The organism is Pseudomonas sp. P20 (genome assembly GCF_016463925.1).
Classification (GTDB): Bacteria; Pseudomonadota; Gammaproteobacteria; order Pseudomonadales; family Pseudomonadaceae; genus Pseudomonas; species Pseudomonas aeruginosa.
Genome location: NZ_JAEMVM010000022.1, coordinates 1 through 15489 on the forward strand (window position 1 = coordinate 1; position 15489 = coordinate 15489).

15 protein-coding genes are annotated in these 15489 nt (G+C 67.5%); 13 read left to right on the forward strand and 2 right to left on the reverse strand.

Annotated elements, in window-relative coordinates; all coding sequences use genetic code 11:
• The 6 genes from JHD77_RS33120 to JHD77_RS22990 form a co-directional block, all read left to right on the forward strand.
• Positions 1-73 (forward strand): aldehyde dehydrogenase (locus tag JHD77_RS33120; RefSeq protein ID WP_073648088.1); only part of this gene is annotated, 73 nt, incomplete at its 5' end.
• A gap of 209 nt (positions 74-282) precedes the next feature.
• Complete coding sequence (gene eat / locus JHD77_RS22970; RefSeq protein WP_016852472.1) at positions 283-1731, forward strand: ethanolamine permease; 1449 nt, start codon at positions 283-285, stop codon at positions 1729-1731.
• A gap of 58 nt (positions 1732-1789) precedes the next feature.
• Positions 1790-3184: an ethanolamine ammonia-lyase subunit EutB gene (locus tag JHD77_RS22975; RefSeq protein ID WP_031756063.1), complete on the forward strand. Its 1395-nt coding sequence runs from the start codon at positions 1790-1792 to the stop codon at positions 3182-3184.
• A 10-nt stretch (positions 3185-3194) separates the two neighbouring features.
• Positions 3195-4016: an ethanolamine ammonia-lyase subunit EutC gene (gene eutC, locus JHD77_RS22980; protein ID WP_003114907.1), complete on the forward strand. Its 822-nt coding sequence runs from the start codon at positions 3195-3197 to the stop codon at positions 4014-4016.
• A 162-nt stretch (positions 4017-4178) separates the two neighbouring features.
• The gene (locus JHD77_RS22985; protein WP_003093235.1) at positions 4179-4640 is read left to right on the forward strand and encodes a GNAT family N-acetyltransferase; all 462 of its coding nucleotides are present in this window, start codon (positions 4179-4181) and stop codon (positions 4638-4640) included.
• A gap of 49 nt (positions 4641-4689) precedes the next feature.
• Positions 4690-5583 (forward strand): substrate-binding periplasmic protein, encoded by an 894-nt coding sequence (locus JHD77_RS22990; RefSeq protein WP_003102782.1) that lies wholly within the window; start codon positions 4690-4692, stop codon positions 5581-5583.
• On the opposite strand, the gene JHD77_RS22995 is transcribed toward JHD77_RS22990, so the two are convergent.
• Positions 5476-7059 carry a protein kinase gene (locus JHD77_RS22995; RefSeq protein ID WP_031756062.1) on the reverse strand — a complete coding sequence of 528 codons (1584 nt, stop codon included), beginning with the start codon at positions 7057-7059 and terminating at the stop codon, positions 5476-5478. The two genes, JHD77_RS22990 and JHD77_RS22995, sit on opposite strands and share 108 nt — an antisense overlap.
• A gap of 193 nt (positions 7060-7252) precedes the next feature.
• On the opposite strand from JHD77_RS22995, the gene JHD77_RS23000 reads away from it, so the two are divergent.
• The 3 genes from JHD77_RS23000 to ppa all read left to right on the forward strand — a co-directional run bounded on the left by JHD77_RS23000 (position 7253) and on the right by ppa (position 9358).
• Positions 7253-7918 (forward strand): DedA family protein, encoded by a 666-nt coding sequence (locus JHD77_RS23000; protein ID WP_003093241.1) that lies wholly within the window; start codon positions 7253-7255, stop codon positions 7916-7918.
• Between the two features lie 2 nt (positions 7919-7920).
• Positions 7921-8751: a zinc-dependent peptidase gene (locus JHD77_RS23005; RefSeq protein ID WP_031756060.1), complete on the forward strand. Its 831-nt coding sequence runs from the start codon at positions 7921-7923 to the stop codon at positions 8749-8751.
• 79 nt (positions 8752-8830) lie between these two features.
• Positions 8831-9358, forward strand: a complete 528-nt coding sequence (gene ppa / locus JHD77_RS23010; RefSeq protein ID WP_003093248.1) for an inorganic diphosphatase — start codon at positions 8831-8833, stop codon at positions 9356-9358.
• 89 nt (positions 9359-9447) lie between these two features.
• Here the strand turns inward: ppa and JHD77_RS23015 are convergent, their stop codons facing one another.
• The gene (locus JHD77_RS23015) at positions 9448-10164 is read right to left on the reverse strand and encodes a response regulator transcription factor (protein WP_003093250.1); all 717 of its coding nucleotides are present in this window, start codon (positions 10162-10164) and stop codon (positions 9448-9450) included.
• A 194-nt stretch (positions 10165-10358) separates the two neighbouring features.
• Here JHD77_RS23015 and mucE point away from each other — a divergent pair, with 194 nt between their 5' ends.
• The 4 genes from mucE to JHD77_RS23035 all read left to right on the forward strand — a co-directional run bounded on the left by mucE (position 10359) and on the right by JHD77_RS23035 (position 15150).
• Positions 10359-10628, forward strand: coding sequence for a mucoid induction factor MucE (gene mucE / locus JHD77_RS23020; RefSeq protein WP_003093256.1), 270 nt, complete (start codon positions 10359-10361; stop codon positions 10626-10628).
• A 346-nt stretch (positions 10629-10974) separates the two neighbouring features.
• Positions 10975-11664, forward strand: coding sequence for an aquaporin Z (aqpZ, locus tag JHD77_RS23025; protein WP_003102790.1), 690 nt, complete (start codon positions 10975-10977; stop codon positions 11662-11664).
• A gap of 165 nt (positions 11665-11829) precedes the next feature.
• On the forward strand, positions 11830-12831 hold the full coding sequence (locus JHD77_RS23030; protein ID WP_003110517.1) for a FecR family protein: 1002 nt from the start codon (positions 11830-11832) through the stop codon (positions 12829-12831).
• An 18-nt stretch (positions 12832-12849) separates the two neighbouring features.
• The gene (locus JHD77_RS23035; protein WP_003114910.1) at positions 12850-15150 is read left to right on the forward strand and encodes a CHASE2 domain-containing protein; all 2301 of its coding nucleotides are present in this window, start codon (positions 12850-12852) and stop codon (positions 15148-15150) included.
• The last annotated feature ends 339 nt before the right edge of the window (positions 15151-15489 follow it).

A 15489-nucleotide genomic window follows, 5' to 3' on the forward strand; every position in this document is an offset into this window, starting at 1 on the left:
GATGCTCGACCACTACCAGCAGACCAAGAACCTGCTGGTGAGCTACGACATCAACCCGCTGGGCTTCTTCTAGTAGGACCCCGGACCGGCCGCGACCGCTCTTTCCCGGAGCGGTCGCGCCGGCTCGTGAAACACGCCGCCGAGGCTGACGGCGGCGCCCCTTCCACCTCCTCGCCAGGCCGATTGCAGAGCGGCTGGCATAGCTATTGCCTGCGTTCACCACGTACAGCACACCACCGGGAAAACCGGGGTCGATAACAACAAGATTGAGGTGAAAAACCCATGTCCCTCGAACAAACCGGCCATGCGCCCACAACTTCCGGGGTCGACTTCGAAAGCGTCGACGCCGACTACTTCCAACACCGTCAACTGAAGAAAGGCGCCGCCGGCTGGGTCCTGCTGGTCGGGCTCGGCGTCGCCTACGTGATCTCCGGCGACTACGCCGGCTGGAACTTCGGCCTGGCCCAGGGCGGCTGGGGCGGGATGTTCCTCGCCACCCTGCTGATGGCTACCATGTACCTGTGCATGTGCTTCTCGCTCGCCGAGCTGTCTTCGATGATCCCTACCGCCGGCGGCGGCTACGGCTTCGCCCGCAGCGCCTTCGGGCCCTGGGGCGGCTTCCTCACCGGCACCGCGATCCTCATCGAATACGCTATCGCCCCGGCGGCCATCGCCTGCTTCATCGGCGCCTACTGCGAGTCGCTGTTCGGCGTCGGCGGCTGGCTGATCTACCTGGTGTTCTACATCGTATTCATCGGCATCCACATCCTCGGCGCCGGCGAGGCGCTGAAGCTGATGTTCGTCATCACCGCGGTGGCGGCCATCGCCCTCGGCGTGTTCATTGTCGCGATGGTTCCGCACTTCGACTCGGCCAACCTGTTCAACATCCCGCAGACCGCGGCGACCGGCGCCAGCAGCTTCCTGCCGTTCGGCTATGTCGGGGTCTGGGCGGCGATCCCCTACGCGATCTGGTTCTTCCTCGCCGTCGAAGGCGTGCCGCTGGCCGCCGAGGAAACCAAGAACCCCAAGCGCGACCTGCCGCGCGGACTGATCGGCGCCATGTTGGTGCTTCTCGCCTTCGCCGCACTGATTCTGGTCGTCGGTCCCGGGGCCGCCGGAGCCAAGGAGCTGATGGGCTCGGGCAATCCCCTGGTGGAAGCGCTGGAGTCGGCCTACAAGGGTTCGACCTGGATGAGCCAGTTCGTCAACCTGGTCGGCCTGGCCGGGCTGATCGCCAGCTTCTTCTCGATCATCTATGCCTACTCGCGGCAGATCTTCGCCCTCTCCCGCGCCGGCTACCTGCCGCGCAGCCTCTCGCTGACCAACCGCAAGAAGGCGCCGGTACTGGCCCTGGTGGTGCCGGGGGTGATCGGCTTCGGCCTGTCGCTGACCGGCCAGGGCGACCTGCTGATCCTGGTCGCGGTGTTCGGCGCGACCATCTCCTACGTGCTGATGATGGCCGCGCACATCACCCTGCGCATCCGCCGCCCGGACATGCAGCGCCCCTACCGCACCCCTGGCGGCATCCTCACCTCCGGCGTAGCCCTGGCGCTGGCCTGCGTCGCGGTGGTCGCCGGCTTCCTGGTCGACCCGCGGGTCGTGGTCGGCGCGGTGGCGATCTACGCTGTACTGATCGGCTACTTCGCCCTGTACAGTCGGCATCACCTGGTGTCCGGCACCCCGGAAGAAGAGTTCGCCGCGATCCAGGCGGCGGAACAGGACCTGCGCTGAGAGCGACAACGACAAAGCCCGGCCCGCCGCATGGCGAGGCCGGGCACTGGAGACACACATGGCACGTTTCACCCATAGCGTCGGCGGCGAAACCTACCGCTTCGACAGCCTCAAGGACGTGATGGCCAAGGCCAGCCCCGCGCGCTCCGGCGATTTCCTCGCCGGCGTCGCGGCGAGCAACGACGGCGAGCGGGTCGCCGCGCAGATGGCCCTGGCCGACATCCCGCTCAAACACTTCCTCGACGAGGCGCTGATTCCCTACGAGGACGACGAGGTCACCCGCCTGATCATCGACACCCACCAGCGCGACGCCTTCGCCCCGGTGTCCCATCTCACCGTCGGCGGCTTCCGCGACTGGCTGCTCGGCGACGCCGCCGACGAGGCCAGCCTGCGCGCCCTGGCTCCGGGCCTGACGCCGGAAATGGCAGCGGCGGTATCGAAGATCATGCGTGTCCAGGATCTGGTCCTGGTGGCGCAGAAGATCCGCGTGGTCACCCGCTTCCGCAACACCCTCGGCCTTCGCGGCCGGCTCTCCACCCGCCTGCAACCGAACCACCCGACCGACGACCCGGCCGGAATCGCCGCGAGCATCCTCGACGGCCTGCTGTTCGGCAATGGCGACGCGATGCTCGGGATCAATCCTGCCACCGACAGCATGGTCTCGATCTGCGCCCTGCTGGAGATGCTCGACGCGATCATCCAGCGCTACGAGATTCCTACCCAGGCCTGCGTGCTGACCCACGTCACCAGCTCCATCGAGGCGATCAACCGCGGCGTGCCGCTGGACCTGGTGTTCCAGTCGATCGCCGGCACCGAGGCGGCCAATGCCAGCTTCGGCATCAGCCTGAAGATCCTCCAGGAAGGCTACGAGGCCGGGCTCAGCCAGAAGCGCGGCACCCTCGGCAACAACCTGATGTACTTCGAGACCGGCCAGGGCAGCGCGCTCTCGGCCAACGCCCACCACGGCGTCGACCAGCAGACCTGCGAGACCCGCGCCTATGCGGTGGCTCGTCACTTCAAGCCGTTCCTGGTGAACACCGTGGTCGGCTTCATCGGTCCCGAGTACCTGTACAACGGCAAGCAGATCATCCGCGCCGGCCTGGAAGACCACTTCTGCGGCAAGCTGCTCGGCGTGCCGATGGGTTGCGACATCTGCTACACCAACCATGCCGAGGCCGACCAGGACGACATGGACATGCTCCTGACCCTGCTGGGCGTCGCCGGGATCAACTTCATCATGGGCATTCCCGGCTCCGACGACGTGATGCTCAACTACCAGACCACCTCCTTCCACGACGCCCTCTATGCGCGCCAGACGCTGGGCCTGAAGCCGGCGCCGGAATTCGAGGACTGGTTGCAGCGGATGGGAATCTTCACCCAGGCCGACGGGCGCATCCGCTTCGGTGACGAGTTACCGCCGGCGTTCCGCCAGGCCCTGGCGCAACTGGCCTGAGGAGATGCCGATGAACGACAAGCACCTGCCCGACGCCAGCGCCGAGAACCCCTGGCTGCCGCTGCGCCAGCTGACCCCCGCGCGGATCGCCCTGGGCCGCACCGGCACCAGCCTGCCGACCCGCCCGCAACTGGACTTCCAGTACGCCCACGCCCAGGCGCGCGACGCCGTGCACCTGCCCTTCGACCATGCGGCCATCAGCGACGGCCTGCGCCAGCGCGGCCGCGACAGCCTGCTGCTGCACAGCGCCGCCGCCGACCGCCACGTCTACCTGCAACGCCCGGACCTCGGCCGGCGCCTCGACGAGGCCTCGGTGCAACGCCTGCGCGAACACGCCGCCGGCTACGACGGGCAGATCGACCTGGCCATCGTGGTCGCCGACGGCCTCTCCGCGCTGGCCGTGCAGCGTCACACCCTGCCCTTCCTCGAACGCCTGGAGGAACAGGCGCTGGCCGAAGGCTGGTCGCTGTCGCCGGTGGTCCTGGTGGAACAGGGACGGGTGGCGGTGGCCGACGAGATCGGTGAATTGCTGCGGGCGAAGATGAGCGTGATCCTGATCGGCGAGCGTCCCGGCCTCAGCTCGCCGGACAGCCTCGGCCTGTACTTCACCTGGGCCCCGCGGGTCGGCCTCACCGACGCCTATCGCAACTGCATCTCCAACGTCCGCCTGGAAGGCCTCAGCTACGGCATGGCCGCGCACCGCCTGCTCTACCTGATGCGCGAGGCCTGCCGGCGGCAGCTTTCCGGGGTCAACCTGAAGGACGAGGCGGAGGTCCAGGCGCTGGACGGCGAGGCTCCGCGCACCGGCAACTTCCTCCTGGCGAGGGACTGAGCCTCCCGGCCGAAGGATGGGCCGGCGCGCGTCGCCCCTCCTTCGGCCGATTCAAACGTTCGCTTGGATTGCGCTTTCCAGGGAGATTGGGCAGCATCGAAGCGTTGCTGGCATGCAGCCTGCATCGTCCCGGCAGCCCCTTCCCGCAATGCGAGGCCCGTCATGCGAATCGTGCAAGCCACCCTCGAACACCTCGACCTGCTGGCGCCGCTGTTCGTCAAGTACCGCGAATTCTACGGCATGCTCTCCTACCCCGAGTCCTCGCGGAAATTCCTCGAGAAACGCCTGCGCCGCAAGGAATCGGTGATCTACCTGGCGCTGGCCGACGAAGAAGACCGGCTGCTCGGTTTCTGCCAGCTCTATCCGAGCTTCTCCTCGCTGTCGCTCAAGCGCGTCTGGATCCTCAACGACATCTACGTCGCCGAGGAGGCGCGCCGGCAACTGGTCGCCGACCACCTGCTGCAACACGCCAAGCAGATGGCCCGGGAAACCCATGCGGTGCGCATGCGTGTCTCCACCAGCGTCGACAACGAGGTAGCGCAGAAAGTCTACGAGTCGATCGGCTTCCGCGAAGACCAGGAGTTCAAGAACTACACCCTGCCGATCAGCGACGAACTAAGCTGAAGACAAAGGCACGGCACCTCCCAACCGATCGCTCAGAGCAGAGGCATCCATGGGTTCGCGCACCTGGCACTGGCCCGGCGTCCTGCTCGGCCTGCTCCTCGCCACGGCCGGCGCGCAGGCCGACACCCTGCGCGTGGCGACCCTCGACTGGGCGCCCTACGTCGGCCCCGACCTGCCGGGCAAAGGCCTCGCCAGCCGCATCCTCGACGAAGCCCTGGCCCTCGACGGGCACCGCGCCGAACTGGTGTTCCTGCCCTGGCAACGTGCCCTGAAGGAAGCCGCCGAGGGGCGCTTCGACGCTCTCATGCCGGCCTACCTGTCGCCCGAGCGGCGCGAACTGTTCCACGCCACCATCCCCCTGCTCGACTCGCAACTGGGCTTCTTCCGCCAGCGCGAGCGCCTGCTGCCGGTCAATCCCGCGCATCTGGAAAGCCTGCGTCCGTACCGCATCGGCGTGGTCCGCGGCTACGTCAACCGGGAGGATTTCGACGCCGACCGCAGCCTGACCAAGGACGCGGTGACCAACGACTGGCAGAACCTCGAGAAGCTCCTGCGCGGGCGTATCGACCTGGCCGTGGTCGATCGCTACACCGGCTACCACCTGCTGGCGCGCAACGTGCCGGCGCTGAAGGATCGCCTGGTGTTCATCGAACCGCCGCTGGAGGTCAAGCCGCTCTATGTACTGGTGCCGAAAAGACACGCCCGCGGCGCCGCCCTTGCCGCCAGCCTCGACCGCAACCTGCGCCTGATGCGTCGCAGCGGCCGGCTGGAACAACTGATCGCCGAAGCGCACCTCGAACGCAGCGGGCAGACCCGCACGCTGGCCGTCGATCCGTTAACCGGCCAGGCCGACCAGCAGCGCAGCCCCGGCCAGGAGCAGGACCAGGGCCAGCACGCCCCGTTGCAACCGGCGTGGCGCGAAGACCCGCTGGGGATGCGCTAGCGGCTTCTGCAAGGCCAGCCAGAATTCCGACAACGCTTCGAAGCGCGCCTCCGGACGCGGCGCCAGGGCCCGCGCCAATACCCCATCCCAGCCGACCGGCAGGTCCGCCTGACGCTCGCCCAGGGGCTGGTAGCGGCATCCGCCGTCGCTCTCCGGGCAGGCGATCGACGGCCAGCGACCACAGAGCAGCCAATAGAACAGCGCCGCCAGGGCGAACTGGTCGGCCCGGCCATCGAGCGCCTCGCCGCGACGCAACTCCGGCGCCAGCGGCACGCTGTCCGCAGGCAGCGCCTGGCGCGCCACCCCCGGCAGGATCGCCGCCGCCTCGGGGAGGAACAGCAGGCGCCCGCCCTCGTCCAGCAGGATCTGCCGCGGCGCCAGCCACAAGCCCTGTACGCCGCGCCGCTGCAAGGCGCGAACCGCATCGATAAGTTGCTCCAGGAGGACCAGCGCGCATTGCGGTTCCAGCGGCAGGTGCGCTGGCGCCCAATCCAGCAGGCTGCGCATCGGCCAGCGCGGCGGAGCGAACAACTGGAAGGCATGACGACGCAACCGGGGCGACGACAATACTCGCGGCAGGCTCTCCGCACGGCAGCGCCGCAATGCCCATTCGCGCTGCCAGAACGCTTCGTCGGCATCGACCGCCGCGAGCAGCAGCAACGCCTCGCGTCCTTGCTCGTCGCAGGCGCGGAATAGCCGCCCGGGCGGGCCGAACGCGCAAGCTGCCTGCAAGGTCCAGCCATCCACGCAGTCGCCGGGGCACGCCGCGCCCAGCGCTGGCCAGCCGGTATGCCGTGGCGCCGCCGGGGCGCCCTCGAGCGCCCCCGGCAAGACCAGCGCCACCGCCCCCGGCGCATGCAGCAACGGCTGCAGCACGCCCTCCAGGCGCCCCGTGGCCAGCCCGGCACAACGTTCTCCGAGGGCGCGCAGGTCGGCCACTTCGAGCAGCGGCTGGGGCGCCAGCAACAAGGGCTCGCCGGCCACCTGGGTCAGGTTGTGCTGGACCAGCGCCAGCTCCGCGCTGCTACCCAGCGGCTGGCCGCTCCCTCCCAGGCGCTGCAGGCTGCCCTGGCGATAACGCAGCAGGCCGACGGCGCCGCACTGGAGAAAGTGCACGCCTCCGGCATGGACCAGCAGCAACCCCGCCGCCAGCTCGAGCACGCCCGGCTCGCCTTCGCGGCGCCGGCGATAGAGCTGCATGTTCAGCGAAGCCAGGACCTGCCGCGCCGCCTGCGCTTCCGGCCAACCCTCGGGGGTACAGGCGTAGTCGGCGAACAGGGCGTCGAGATGGCCTTCGATGGCCTGCACCACGTTGGCGCAACCGCGTCCCCAGAGCAGCGCCAGGAGAAACGCCGGAGCCCGTCCGGGGCGAGGCGCGAGCCATTCGGCGCGAACCCGCGCGGCCTGCCCCGGGAGGTCGCGCCCGGCGCCCAGGGCGAGACTGAGCGGTGGCTGGGTAAAAGGCTGGAGTGTCATCGCACGCCCTTCCCTGCTAGAAATTTCTCCTGTTCTTGCAGACTTTATGCCGACCAATTTCGGAAAAATTACCGAAACATCCTGCAATCAGTGGTTTTGCCGGGATCGCGACAAACAGCCCCCCACCCATCCGGACGCCCCCCTATAATGGCGGCCCTCTGCCGCTCAACGCGTTGTCTCCGCAGGTTGCTCAATGGACTTCAACCCAATCGATCTGATTCTCCACCTGGATACCTACCTGGCCATGCTGGTCAGCAACTATGGCGTCTGGATCTACGCCATCCTGTTCCTGGTGATCTTCTGTGAAACCGGCCTGGTGGTGACTCCGTTCCTCCCCGGCGACTCGCTGCTGTTCATCGCCGGCGCCATCTGCGCCACCGGCGGCATGGACCCATGGCTGCTCGGCGGGCTGCTGATGGTCGCGGCGATCACCGGCGACAGCACCAACTACGTGATCGGCCGGACCCTCGGCAAGCGGCTGTTCAGCAACCCCGACTCGAAGGTATTCCGCCGCGACTACCTCGACCGCACCCATGAGTTCTACGAACGCCACGGCGGCAAGACCGTGACCCTGGCGCGCTTCCTGCCCATCGTGCGGACCTTCGCGCCCTTCGTCGCCGGCATGGCGAAGATGCACTACCCGCGCTTCGTCATGTTCAGCGTGGTGGGCACCGTGGCCTGGGTCGGCGGCCTGGTGACCCTGGGCTACTTCTTCGGCAACGTGCCGTTCATCAAGAAGAACCTGTCGCTGCTGGTGATCGGCATCATCCTGCTGTCGCTGCTGCCGATGATCCTCGGCTTCATTCGCCATCGCCTGCAGGCGAGCGCCGCCAAACAGGCCAAGGCCCAGAGCGACTGAGCATGTGGTCGTTCCGCGCCTGGCGGCGCCGGCGCCTGCTGGCACGCCACCCGGTGGCCGAAGAGCTCTGGCAGCGGGTACGCCGGCACCTGCCGATCCTCGACGGCCTGGACGCCGACGAGGACCGCCGCCTGCGCGAGCGGGCCGTGCTGTTTCTCGCCGACAAGCACCTGACCGCACTCGCCGGCGTCGATCTCGACGACTTCGGCCGCCTGCTGCTGGCGGCGCAGGCGCAACTGCCGCTGTTGCACCTGCCGGAGCTGAACTGGTACCAGGGCTTCCACGAGCTGGTGCTGTATCCCGATGATTTCGTCAGCCCGCAGAAACACCGCGACGCCAGCGGCGTAGTCCATGAGTTCGACGACGAACGCAGCGGCGAGACGTCCCTGCAAGGGCCGGTGGTCCTGGCCTGGCCCGGCGTCGTCGGCGGGGGTGGCTGGGATGCCTACAACCTGGTGATCCACGAACTGGCGCACAAGCTGGACATGCTCAACGGCGACGCCAACGGCCTGCCGCCGCTGCACGCCGGCATGCGCATCGGCGACTGGGCGAGCGCCATGCAGGCCGCCTACGACGAGATGAACGCCCTGCTCGACCGCGACCCCGACGCGCAGACCGCCATCGCCCCCTATGCGGCGGAAGATCCGGCGGAGTTCTTCGCCGTTACCAGCGAGTATTTCTTCACCGCCCCGGATCTCCTCCACGAGGCCTATCCGGCGGTATACCGGCAGCTCCAGTTGTTCTACCGCCAGGACCCGCTGCAACGCCTGCGCCGCCTGCAGGCCGAGCATCCGGACTACCGCGAGGCGGCGGGCGACACGACTAACGGCTGAATGCCGGTACATGGCATCGACAACCGAATATGCCTATAATCGCGGCCTCTTTTTTGGCCAGAAACCTCTGGAGTCACCCATGAGCTACAGCAAGATCCCGGCCGGCAAGGACCTGCCGAACGACATCTACGTCGCTATCGAGATTCCGGCCAACCATGCGCCGATCAAGTACGAGATCGACAAGGACACCGACTGCCTGTTCGTCGACCGTTTCATGGCCACCCCGATGTTCTACCCGGCCAACTACGGCTTCATCCCGAACACTCTGGCCGACGACGGCGACCCGCTGGACGTGCTGGTGGTGACCCCCTATCCGGTCGCTCCCGGTTCGGTGATCCGCGCGCGCCCGGTTGGCGTCCTGCACATGACCGACGAGGCAGGCGGCGACGCCAAGCTGATCGCCGTGCCGCACGACAAGCTGAGCGTCCTGTACAAGGACGTGAAGGAATACACCGACCTGCCGGCCCTGCTGCTGGAGCAGATCAAGCACTTCTTCGAGAACTACAAGGATCTCGAGAAAGGCAAGTGGGTCAAGGTCGAAGGCTGGGGCAACGCCGACGCCGCCCGCGCCGAGATCACCAAGGCCGTGGCCGCGTTCCAGAAGTAAGCGCGCCTCGCCGAAAAGAAGCCCCGCAGCCGCGGGGCTTTTTCATTCTCCCTCGCCGACCGCCAAGGTCGGTCTCGCCCCCGCGCCGCTCAGTCGACCGTCGCCACGCTCTCCAACCGATATCCGTAGCCGTAGATGGTCAGCAACTGCCAACCACGCTCGGCGGTCAGGCCAAGCTTGTTGCGCAGGCGATAGATGTGCGTATCCAGCGGCCGCGAGGACAACACTTCCTCGTGGGGCCAGAAGCGCTCGTAGAGATATTCCCGCGATAACGGCCGTCCCAGGTTGGCGAACAGGCAGCGGGCCAGGCGGTATTCGCGCTCGGTCAGGCTGATCGGCGCGCCGGCCCGGGTCACGGTCAGCTCGGCATCGTCGAAGCTGAGGTCGTTGAAAGTCTGCACCTCATGCTGCGCGGGACGCGTTCCCCCGTGGCGACGCAGCACGGCGGCTACCCGCGCCTTCAGTTCGTTGGGCCGGAACGGCTTGCTGACATAGTCGTCGGCGCCGCTGTTCAACGCCTGCACGATGTCCTGTTCGGCGTCACGGCTGGTCAGCATGATCGCCGGCGGCGGCGCATCCAGATGCTCGCGGCTCCAGCGCAGCAATTGCAGGCCGCTGAGGTCCGGCAACTGCCAGTCGAGGATCAGCAGGTCGAAGGTTTCCCGCTTGAGCTGCTTGAGCAGGTCCTCGCCACGGGCGAAACGGTGCACCGTCCAGGCCTGTTCGCCCTGCGCGGGTATCTGCTGCAAGGTCTGCTCGACCCGGTCCAGTTCGGCCGACTCGTCGTCCAGTATCGCGACACGCATAAAAGCTGGTCCTGTTCAATCGGGCTAACGCCCCTTTTTCGCTCCAGGAACGGCGAATTACGTACAAATCTGAAGAATTGTGACGAATCTCTCTGGTCGCGACCAGCCCTTGATAGCCTGATTCCAAATAGCCATTAAGCGGGACGAAGAGCCCGTGAGCCAGCGCCAGCCTGACCTATCAAGGAGTCGTAGCCATGGGTTTCCGGCCAGTTAGCCAACGTTTGCGTGACATCAACCTGCAGGCCCTCGGCAAGTTTTCCTGCCTTGCCCTGGTCCTCGGCCTGGAATCGGTGAGCCATCCGGCCGGTCCGGTCCAGGCCCCATCGTTCAGCCAGGGCACCGCCAGCCCGTCCTTCGCCACTCCGCTCGGCCTCGACGGCCCGGCCCGCGCCAGGGCCGAGATGTGGAACGTCGGCCTGTCCGGCGCCGTCAGCGTGCGTGACGAGTTGCGCTGGGTGTTTTGAACGCGACGAATCTGAAATAGCGCGGAAGAATCTGAAGAAATATGGCAAATCTCACAGCAGACAAATCGCGCTTGGTAGATTTCCAACCGCTGAGTAGGCCAAGGAGCAAATGGATTGCTCCGACACAGGGATGTGTAAACCCGCTCCGGCGGGCCGTGGGACGAGACCACTCGAACCACAGTCAGGGGTCGGTGACGGACGATCGCCCCAGGCAACCGAGCCAATCCCCCCAGGGCTGGCTTCGACACACGGATGTGTCATCTCCCCTTCCTTGTTCGAATCATCCCCTCCCGCTATCCGGACGCCTCGATCCGCGTCCCACCCTGGATCTGAAAAGGACCTCATCATGAAGCAATACGGAGCAGAGTTCTTCGGCACCTTCTGGCTGGTATTGGGCGGCTGCGGCAGCGCAGTGCTCGCCGCCGGCGTACCGGAACTGGGAATCGGCTACCTCGGCGTGGCCCTGGCGTTCGGCCTCAGCGTGCTGACCATGGCCTATGCCATCGGCCCGATCTCCGGCGCCCACCTGAACCCCGCGGTATCGGTAGGCCTGTGGGTCGGCGGGCGCTTCCCGGCCAGCCAACTGCTGCCCTATGTCGTCGCCCAGGTCCTCGGTGGCCTCGCCGCCGGCGGCGTGCTGTACCTGATCGCCAGCGGCAAGGCCGGCTTCGACCTGGCCGCCGGCTTCGCCTCCAATGGCTACGGCGAACACTCGCCGGGCGGCTACTCGTTGCAAGCCGCGCTGGTCAGCGAAGTGGTACTTACCGGCATGTTCCTGCTGATCATCCTCGGCGCCACCTCCAAGCGCGCGCCGCAGGGCTTCGCGCCGATCGCCATCGGCCTGACCCTGACCCTGATCCACCTGATCAGCATCCCGGTCACCAACACCTCGGTGAACCCGGCGCGCAGCACCGCGGTCGCCCTGTACGTCGGCGACTGGGCGGTTTCCCAGCTGTGGCTGTTCTGGGTCGCGCCGATTCTCGGTGCGGTACTCGGCGCCCTGGCCTATCGCCTGATCGGCGACAAGAACGACTGAACCGAAGCGCCTGGCCCAACCGCCAGGCGCTGCGGCCGAGGAAACGACAAGGGAGCCTGCGGGCTCCCGATGTCGTTGCAAGGATTGCGAAACCGGCGCCCGATCAGGCAGATTGCAGCCTGACCGGACCGCCAGCGATACCTGACCCGCCGCCCAGTGAAGCCTATGACAGCCCTCGCCCTTACTTCCCGATCCCTCTTTCCGGCTTGCGCCGCCCTGGCGCTGGGCGGACTGTTGACGCTGCTCGCCGGCTCCGTCGCGGCCGCGCCGGCCAAGACGAAACGGCCACCGTTCATCGAGCAGGGCGAAACGTGCCTGCCCCAGCCGCTCCCCGCCAGCGTGCTCTATCTCGCCGGCGACGCCTGGAAGCTCGACGCCAAGGGCAACCAGACGCCCCTGGAAGAAGGCATGGACATCGACGAACTGGAAGGCGTCAAGACCTCTCCGACCGCCTTCGTCAGCCTGCTGCTCGGCGACGGCAGCCGCATCGTCCTGCCCTCCAGCTCGGAAGTCACCCTGCACCTCGACGAGGACACCGGCATTCCGCAGATCGCCCTGCGCGCGGGGCAGGTCGAGTCCTATGTCCTGAAGAGAAAGAGCGATCACGACCGCTTCCAGGTGTTGACCCCGGTCGGCGTACTGGGCGTGCGCGGTACCCACTTCCGCGCCCGCACCGAAGACGGCCAGGCGCTGACCGAAGTGCTCGACGGGCGCGTCGCGGTGAACCGCGAGCTGACCAGCGACGACCTGCCGCTCAACGGCAGGCGCCCGGCCCGCAAGGCGGCGCAGGCCGAGCCGGACGAGGACGTGCTGGTCGACGCCCGCCGCGGCCTGAAGGTCAAGCCGCAGGGCAAGCTGACGCCGGTGGACCTGCTACCCGCCCCGCAATTGCGCGGCCAGGGCGGCGAGCACGGCGAGTCGCCGGTTTGGAAGCTCTATCTTGCCCCGCTGCACGGCGCCAAGCGCTACCGTGCCCAGGTAGCCAGCGATCCGGACTTCCTGCGCATCCAGCAGGAGCGTTTCTCGAGCACCCCGGAAGTCAGTTTCAGCGGACTCAAGGCGGCCTTCTACCACGTCCGTCTCTCGGCCTTCGACAACGACGGCCTGGAGGGCGAGACCAGCGTCTACGACATTCTCTACTACCCGCGAGGCGGCAGTGCCCGATAGGGCGCCGGGGCCTCGCCGATGAAGGCGCTCGACCGCCAGGACGAGCCCAGCCAGGCGCAGCGGCTGTTCCGCGGCCTGGTGCGCGAATGGCTGCTGGTCAGCCTGCTGCTCCTTCCGCTCACCGCCCTGCTTTCGCTGAGCAGCGGCCTGCCGCTGAACAACCTGCTCTACGACCGCCTGCGCAACCTCGCCCCGCTGGCCGTCGATCCGCGCATCCTCGTCGTCGCCATCGACGACCGTAGCCTGGAAAGCCTCGGTCGCTGGCCCTGGCCGCGCAGCGTCCACGCCGAGCTGCTGGATCGCCTGGCCGCCGCCGGCGCACGCAGCGTACTGCTCGACGTGATCTTCAGCGAACCCTCCTCCAATCCGGACAGCGACCGCCAGTTGGCAAGATCGCTGTGCCGGGCCGGCAACGTCCTCCTGCCACTGCTGCGCGAAAGCGTGCCGCGCTACGGCGAACCGCCACGGGAGATACCGCCGACCGCGCCGCTGGCCGGCTGCGCCGCCGGCATCGGGCATATCAACGTCGAAGCGGACAGCGACGGCACGGTGCGCAGCGTCTACCTGCGCGAAGGACCGCTCGGCCAGCCGCGCCCGCTGCTCGCCTGGCAAGCATTCGCCGATGCCGGCGCCATGCCCATGCCCGGCCTCGACGACATGCGCAACCTGCCCGGCTGGCAGCGTGACCACGCCATCCGCATTCCCTTCATCGGTGCCGACGCGGGCTTCCCCAGCGTGCCCTACGTCAGCGTGTTGCGCGGCGAGGTGCCAGACAGCCTGCTGCGCGACCGCCTGGTCCTGGTCGGCGCCACCGCGCCGGGCCTCGGCGACCGCTATGTCACCCCGCTGTCGGCCAGCCTCGGCACCACGCCGGGGGTGGAGATCCAGGCCAACATTCTCAACGGCCTGTTGCAGCAGCGCACCGCCGTCGACCTGCAACCCTGGCTCGCCGCCCTGCTCTCCGCCGCCAGCGTAGCGCTGCTGCTCGGCCTGATGCTGTTCCGCTCGCGCCACGCCTTGCTCCTCACCCTGGCCTGCGCGGCCCTGGCCCTGGGTCTTTCCTGGGCGCTGCTGCTCAACGGCTGGTGGTGGTCGCCGCTGGCCAGCCTGGTCGGCCTGCTGCTGGCCTACCTGATCTGGAGCTGGCGCCGGCTGAACGCGGTGCTCGCCTACTTCGGCTGGGAACTGGCGCGCCTCGACCGCGAGCCCAAGGTGCTGCCCGAGCGGGCCAGCCCCCCGCGCGCCGGCAACGATCCATTGCAGAACCGCATCGCCGCCCTGGAGCAGGCGGTCAGCCGCACCCGCGACAGCCGGCGGTTCATGGCCGACGGCCTGGAAGGCCTGCCGGTGGCGACCCTGATCTGCGACCCGCAGGGGCAGATCCTGCTGGCCAACCGCAAGGCACGCGACCTGTTCGGCGGCGAGCTGCGCGGCGCCGAACTGCGCCAGCGCCTGGCCGAACTCGGCCATCCGAGCCTCGCCGGTGGCGCCCGCCCAACGCTGGAAACCCTGGAAGCCATCGAGTTCCGCGACCACCGGGAACGCGACCTGCGCCTCGACCTGGCGCGCCTGCTGCCGGTCGAAAGCGAAACCGCCATCGGCTGGCTGGTGAGCCTGATCGACCTGAGCGCCGAACGCGATGCCGAGCGCCAGCGCGCCACCCTCCTGCGCTTCCTCTCCCATGACCTGCGCGCGCCGCACTCGGCGATCCTCGCCCTGCTCGACGTCCGCCCCGCCGAGGACGAAGCCGGCCAGCAGGTCTACCGACAGATAGAGCAGCAGGTCCGTCGCGCCCTGGGCCTGACCGACGCCTTCGTGCAACTGGCCAAGGCCGAATCCGACGCCTACCGCTTCGAAGCGTGCATGTTCACCATGTTGGCGATGGACGCCGCCGACCAGCTCTGGCCCCTCGCGCAACAGAAAGACATCGACCTGCGGCGCGACTGGGACGACGAGCAGGAACCGATGGTCTGGGCCGACCCCGGCCTGCTCACGCGCGCGCTGTTCAACCTGCTGGAGAATGCGGTCAAGTACAGCCCGGCGGGGACCGTCGTCAGCCTGAGCATCCGCCTCGAAGGCGACTGGCTGAGCTGCCGGATCGTCGATCAGGGCAAAGGTATCGCGGCCGCCGAACTACCGCGCCTGTTCAGCCAGTACCAGCGCTTCGCTTCCGCCGAGGGCAGCGCCGGCCTGGGCCTGGGGCTGGCCATGGTCAAGACGGTGATCGACCGGCACGGCGGCAGAATCGGCTGCCAGAGCCAGGTTGGCCAGGGCACCACTTTCGAGATTCGCCTTCCGCTGCTGAAAGGCGAGGAATAACCGCTACTGGCGGAAGTCGGGTTTTCCTCCAACTTGCATTGGTCTCGAAGTTCGGAAGATCCAGGCGGCCGGGCTATTCCGCTTCCCGTCTATCGAAACGGCAACTGCCTTCCCTCGTGAAACTCCGCAGGGGGAATCGACGCGTCCCCAACATAGGCACCAGCGAGCGCGACATGGCCGCGTTCCCACAGCGGAACCAAGGCGCTGCGCCAGCTACAGGGCTGCCCTGGAAGTCTCGATAACTTCCATCTTTTAACGAGAGTTCGTAGGAAGTTTCCCAACAATATAAGTAACTAATCTTAAAAAGAGCCCACTGGAAAAACCAGCCAATAACTCCCG

Bases quoted from the DNA above. Each gene is read 5' to 3' on its own strand.
- JHD77_RS22975 (WP_031756063.1), top strand. From the start codon at position 1,790: ATGGCACGTTTCACCCATAGCGTCGGCGGCGAAACCTACCGCTTCGAC.
- eutC (WP_003114907.1), top strand. From the start codon at position 3,195: ATGAACGACAAGCACCTGCCCGACGCCAGCGCCGAGAACCCCTGGCTG.
- JHD77_RS23005 (WP_031756060.1), top strand. From the start codon at position 7,921: ATGTGGTCGTTCCGCGCCTGGCGGCGCCGGCGCCTGCTGGCACGCCAC.
- JHD77_RS22995 (WP_031756062.1), bottom strand. From the start codon at position 7,059: ATGACACTCCAGCCTTTTACCCAGCCACCGCTCAGTCTCGCCCTGGGC.
- JHD77_RS22985 (WP_003093235.1), top strand. From the start codon at position 4,179: ATGCGAATCGTGCAAGCCACCCTCGAACACCTCGACCTGCTGGCGCCG.
- ppa (WP_003093248.1), top strand. From the start codon at position 8,831: ATGAGCTACAGCAAGATCCCGGCCGGCAAGGACCTGCCGAACGACATC.
- JHD77_RS22990 (WP_003102782.1), top strand. From the start codon at position 4,690: ATGGGTTCGCGCACCTGGCACTGGCCCGGCGTCCTGCTCGGCCTGCTC.
- JHD77_RS23015 (WP_003093250.1), bottom strand. From the start codon at position 10,164: ATGCGTGTCGCGATACTGGACGACGAGTCGGCCGAACTGGACCGGGTC.
- JHD77_RS23030 (WP_003110517.1), top strand. From the start codon at position 11,830: ATGACAGCCCTCGCCCTTACTTCCCGATCCCTCTTTCCGGCTTGCGCC.
- mucE (WP_003093256.1), top strand. From the start codon at position 10,359: ATGGGTTTCCGGCCAGTTAGCCAACGTTTGCGTGACATCAACCTGCAG.
- JHD77_RS23035 (WP_003114910.1), top strand. From the start codon at position 12,850: ATGAAGGCGCTCGACCGCCAGGACGAGCCCAGCCAGGCGCAGCGGCTG.
- JHD77_RS23000 (WP_003093241.1), top strand. From the start codon at position 7,253: ATGGACTTCAACCCAATCGATCTGATTCTCCACCTGGATACCTACCTG.
- aqpZ (WP_003102790.1), top strand. From the start codon at position 10,975: ATGAAGCAATACGGAGCAGAGTTCTTCGGCACCTTCTGGCTGGTATTG.
- eat (WP_016852472.1), top strand. From the start codon at position 283: ATGTCCCTCGAACAAACCGGCCATGCGCCCACAACTTCCGGGGTCGAC.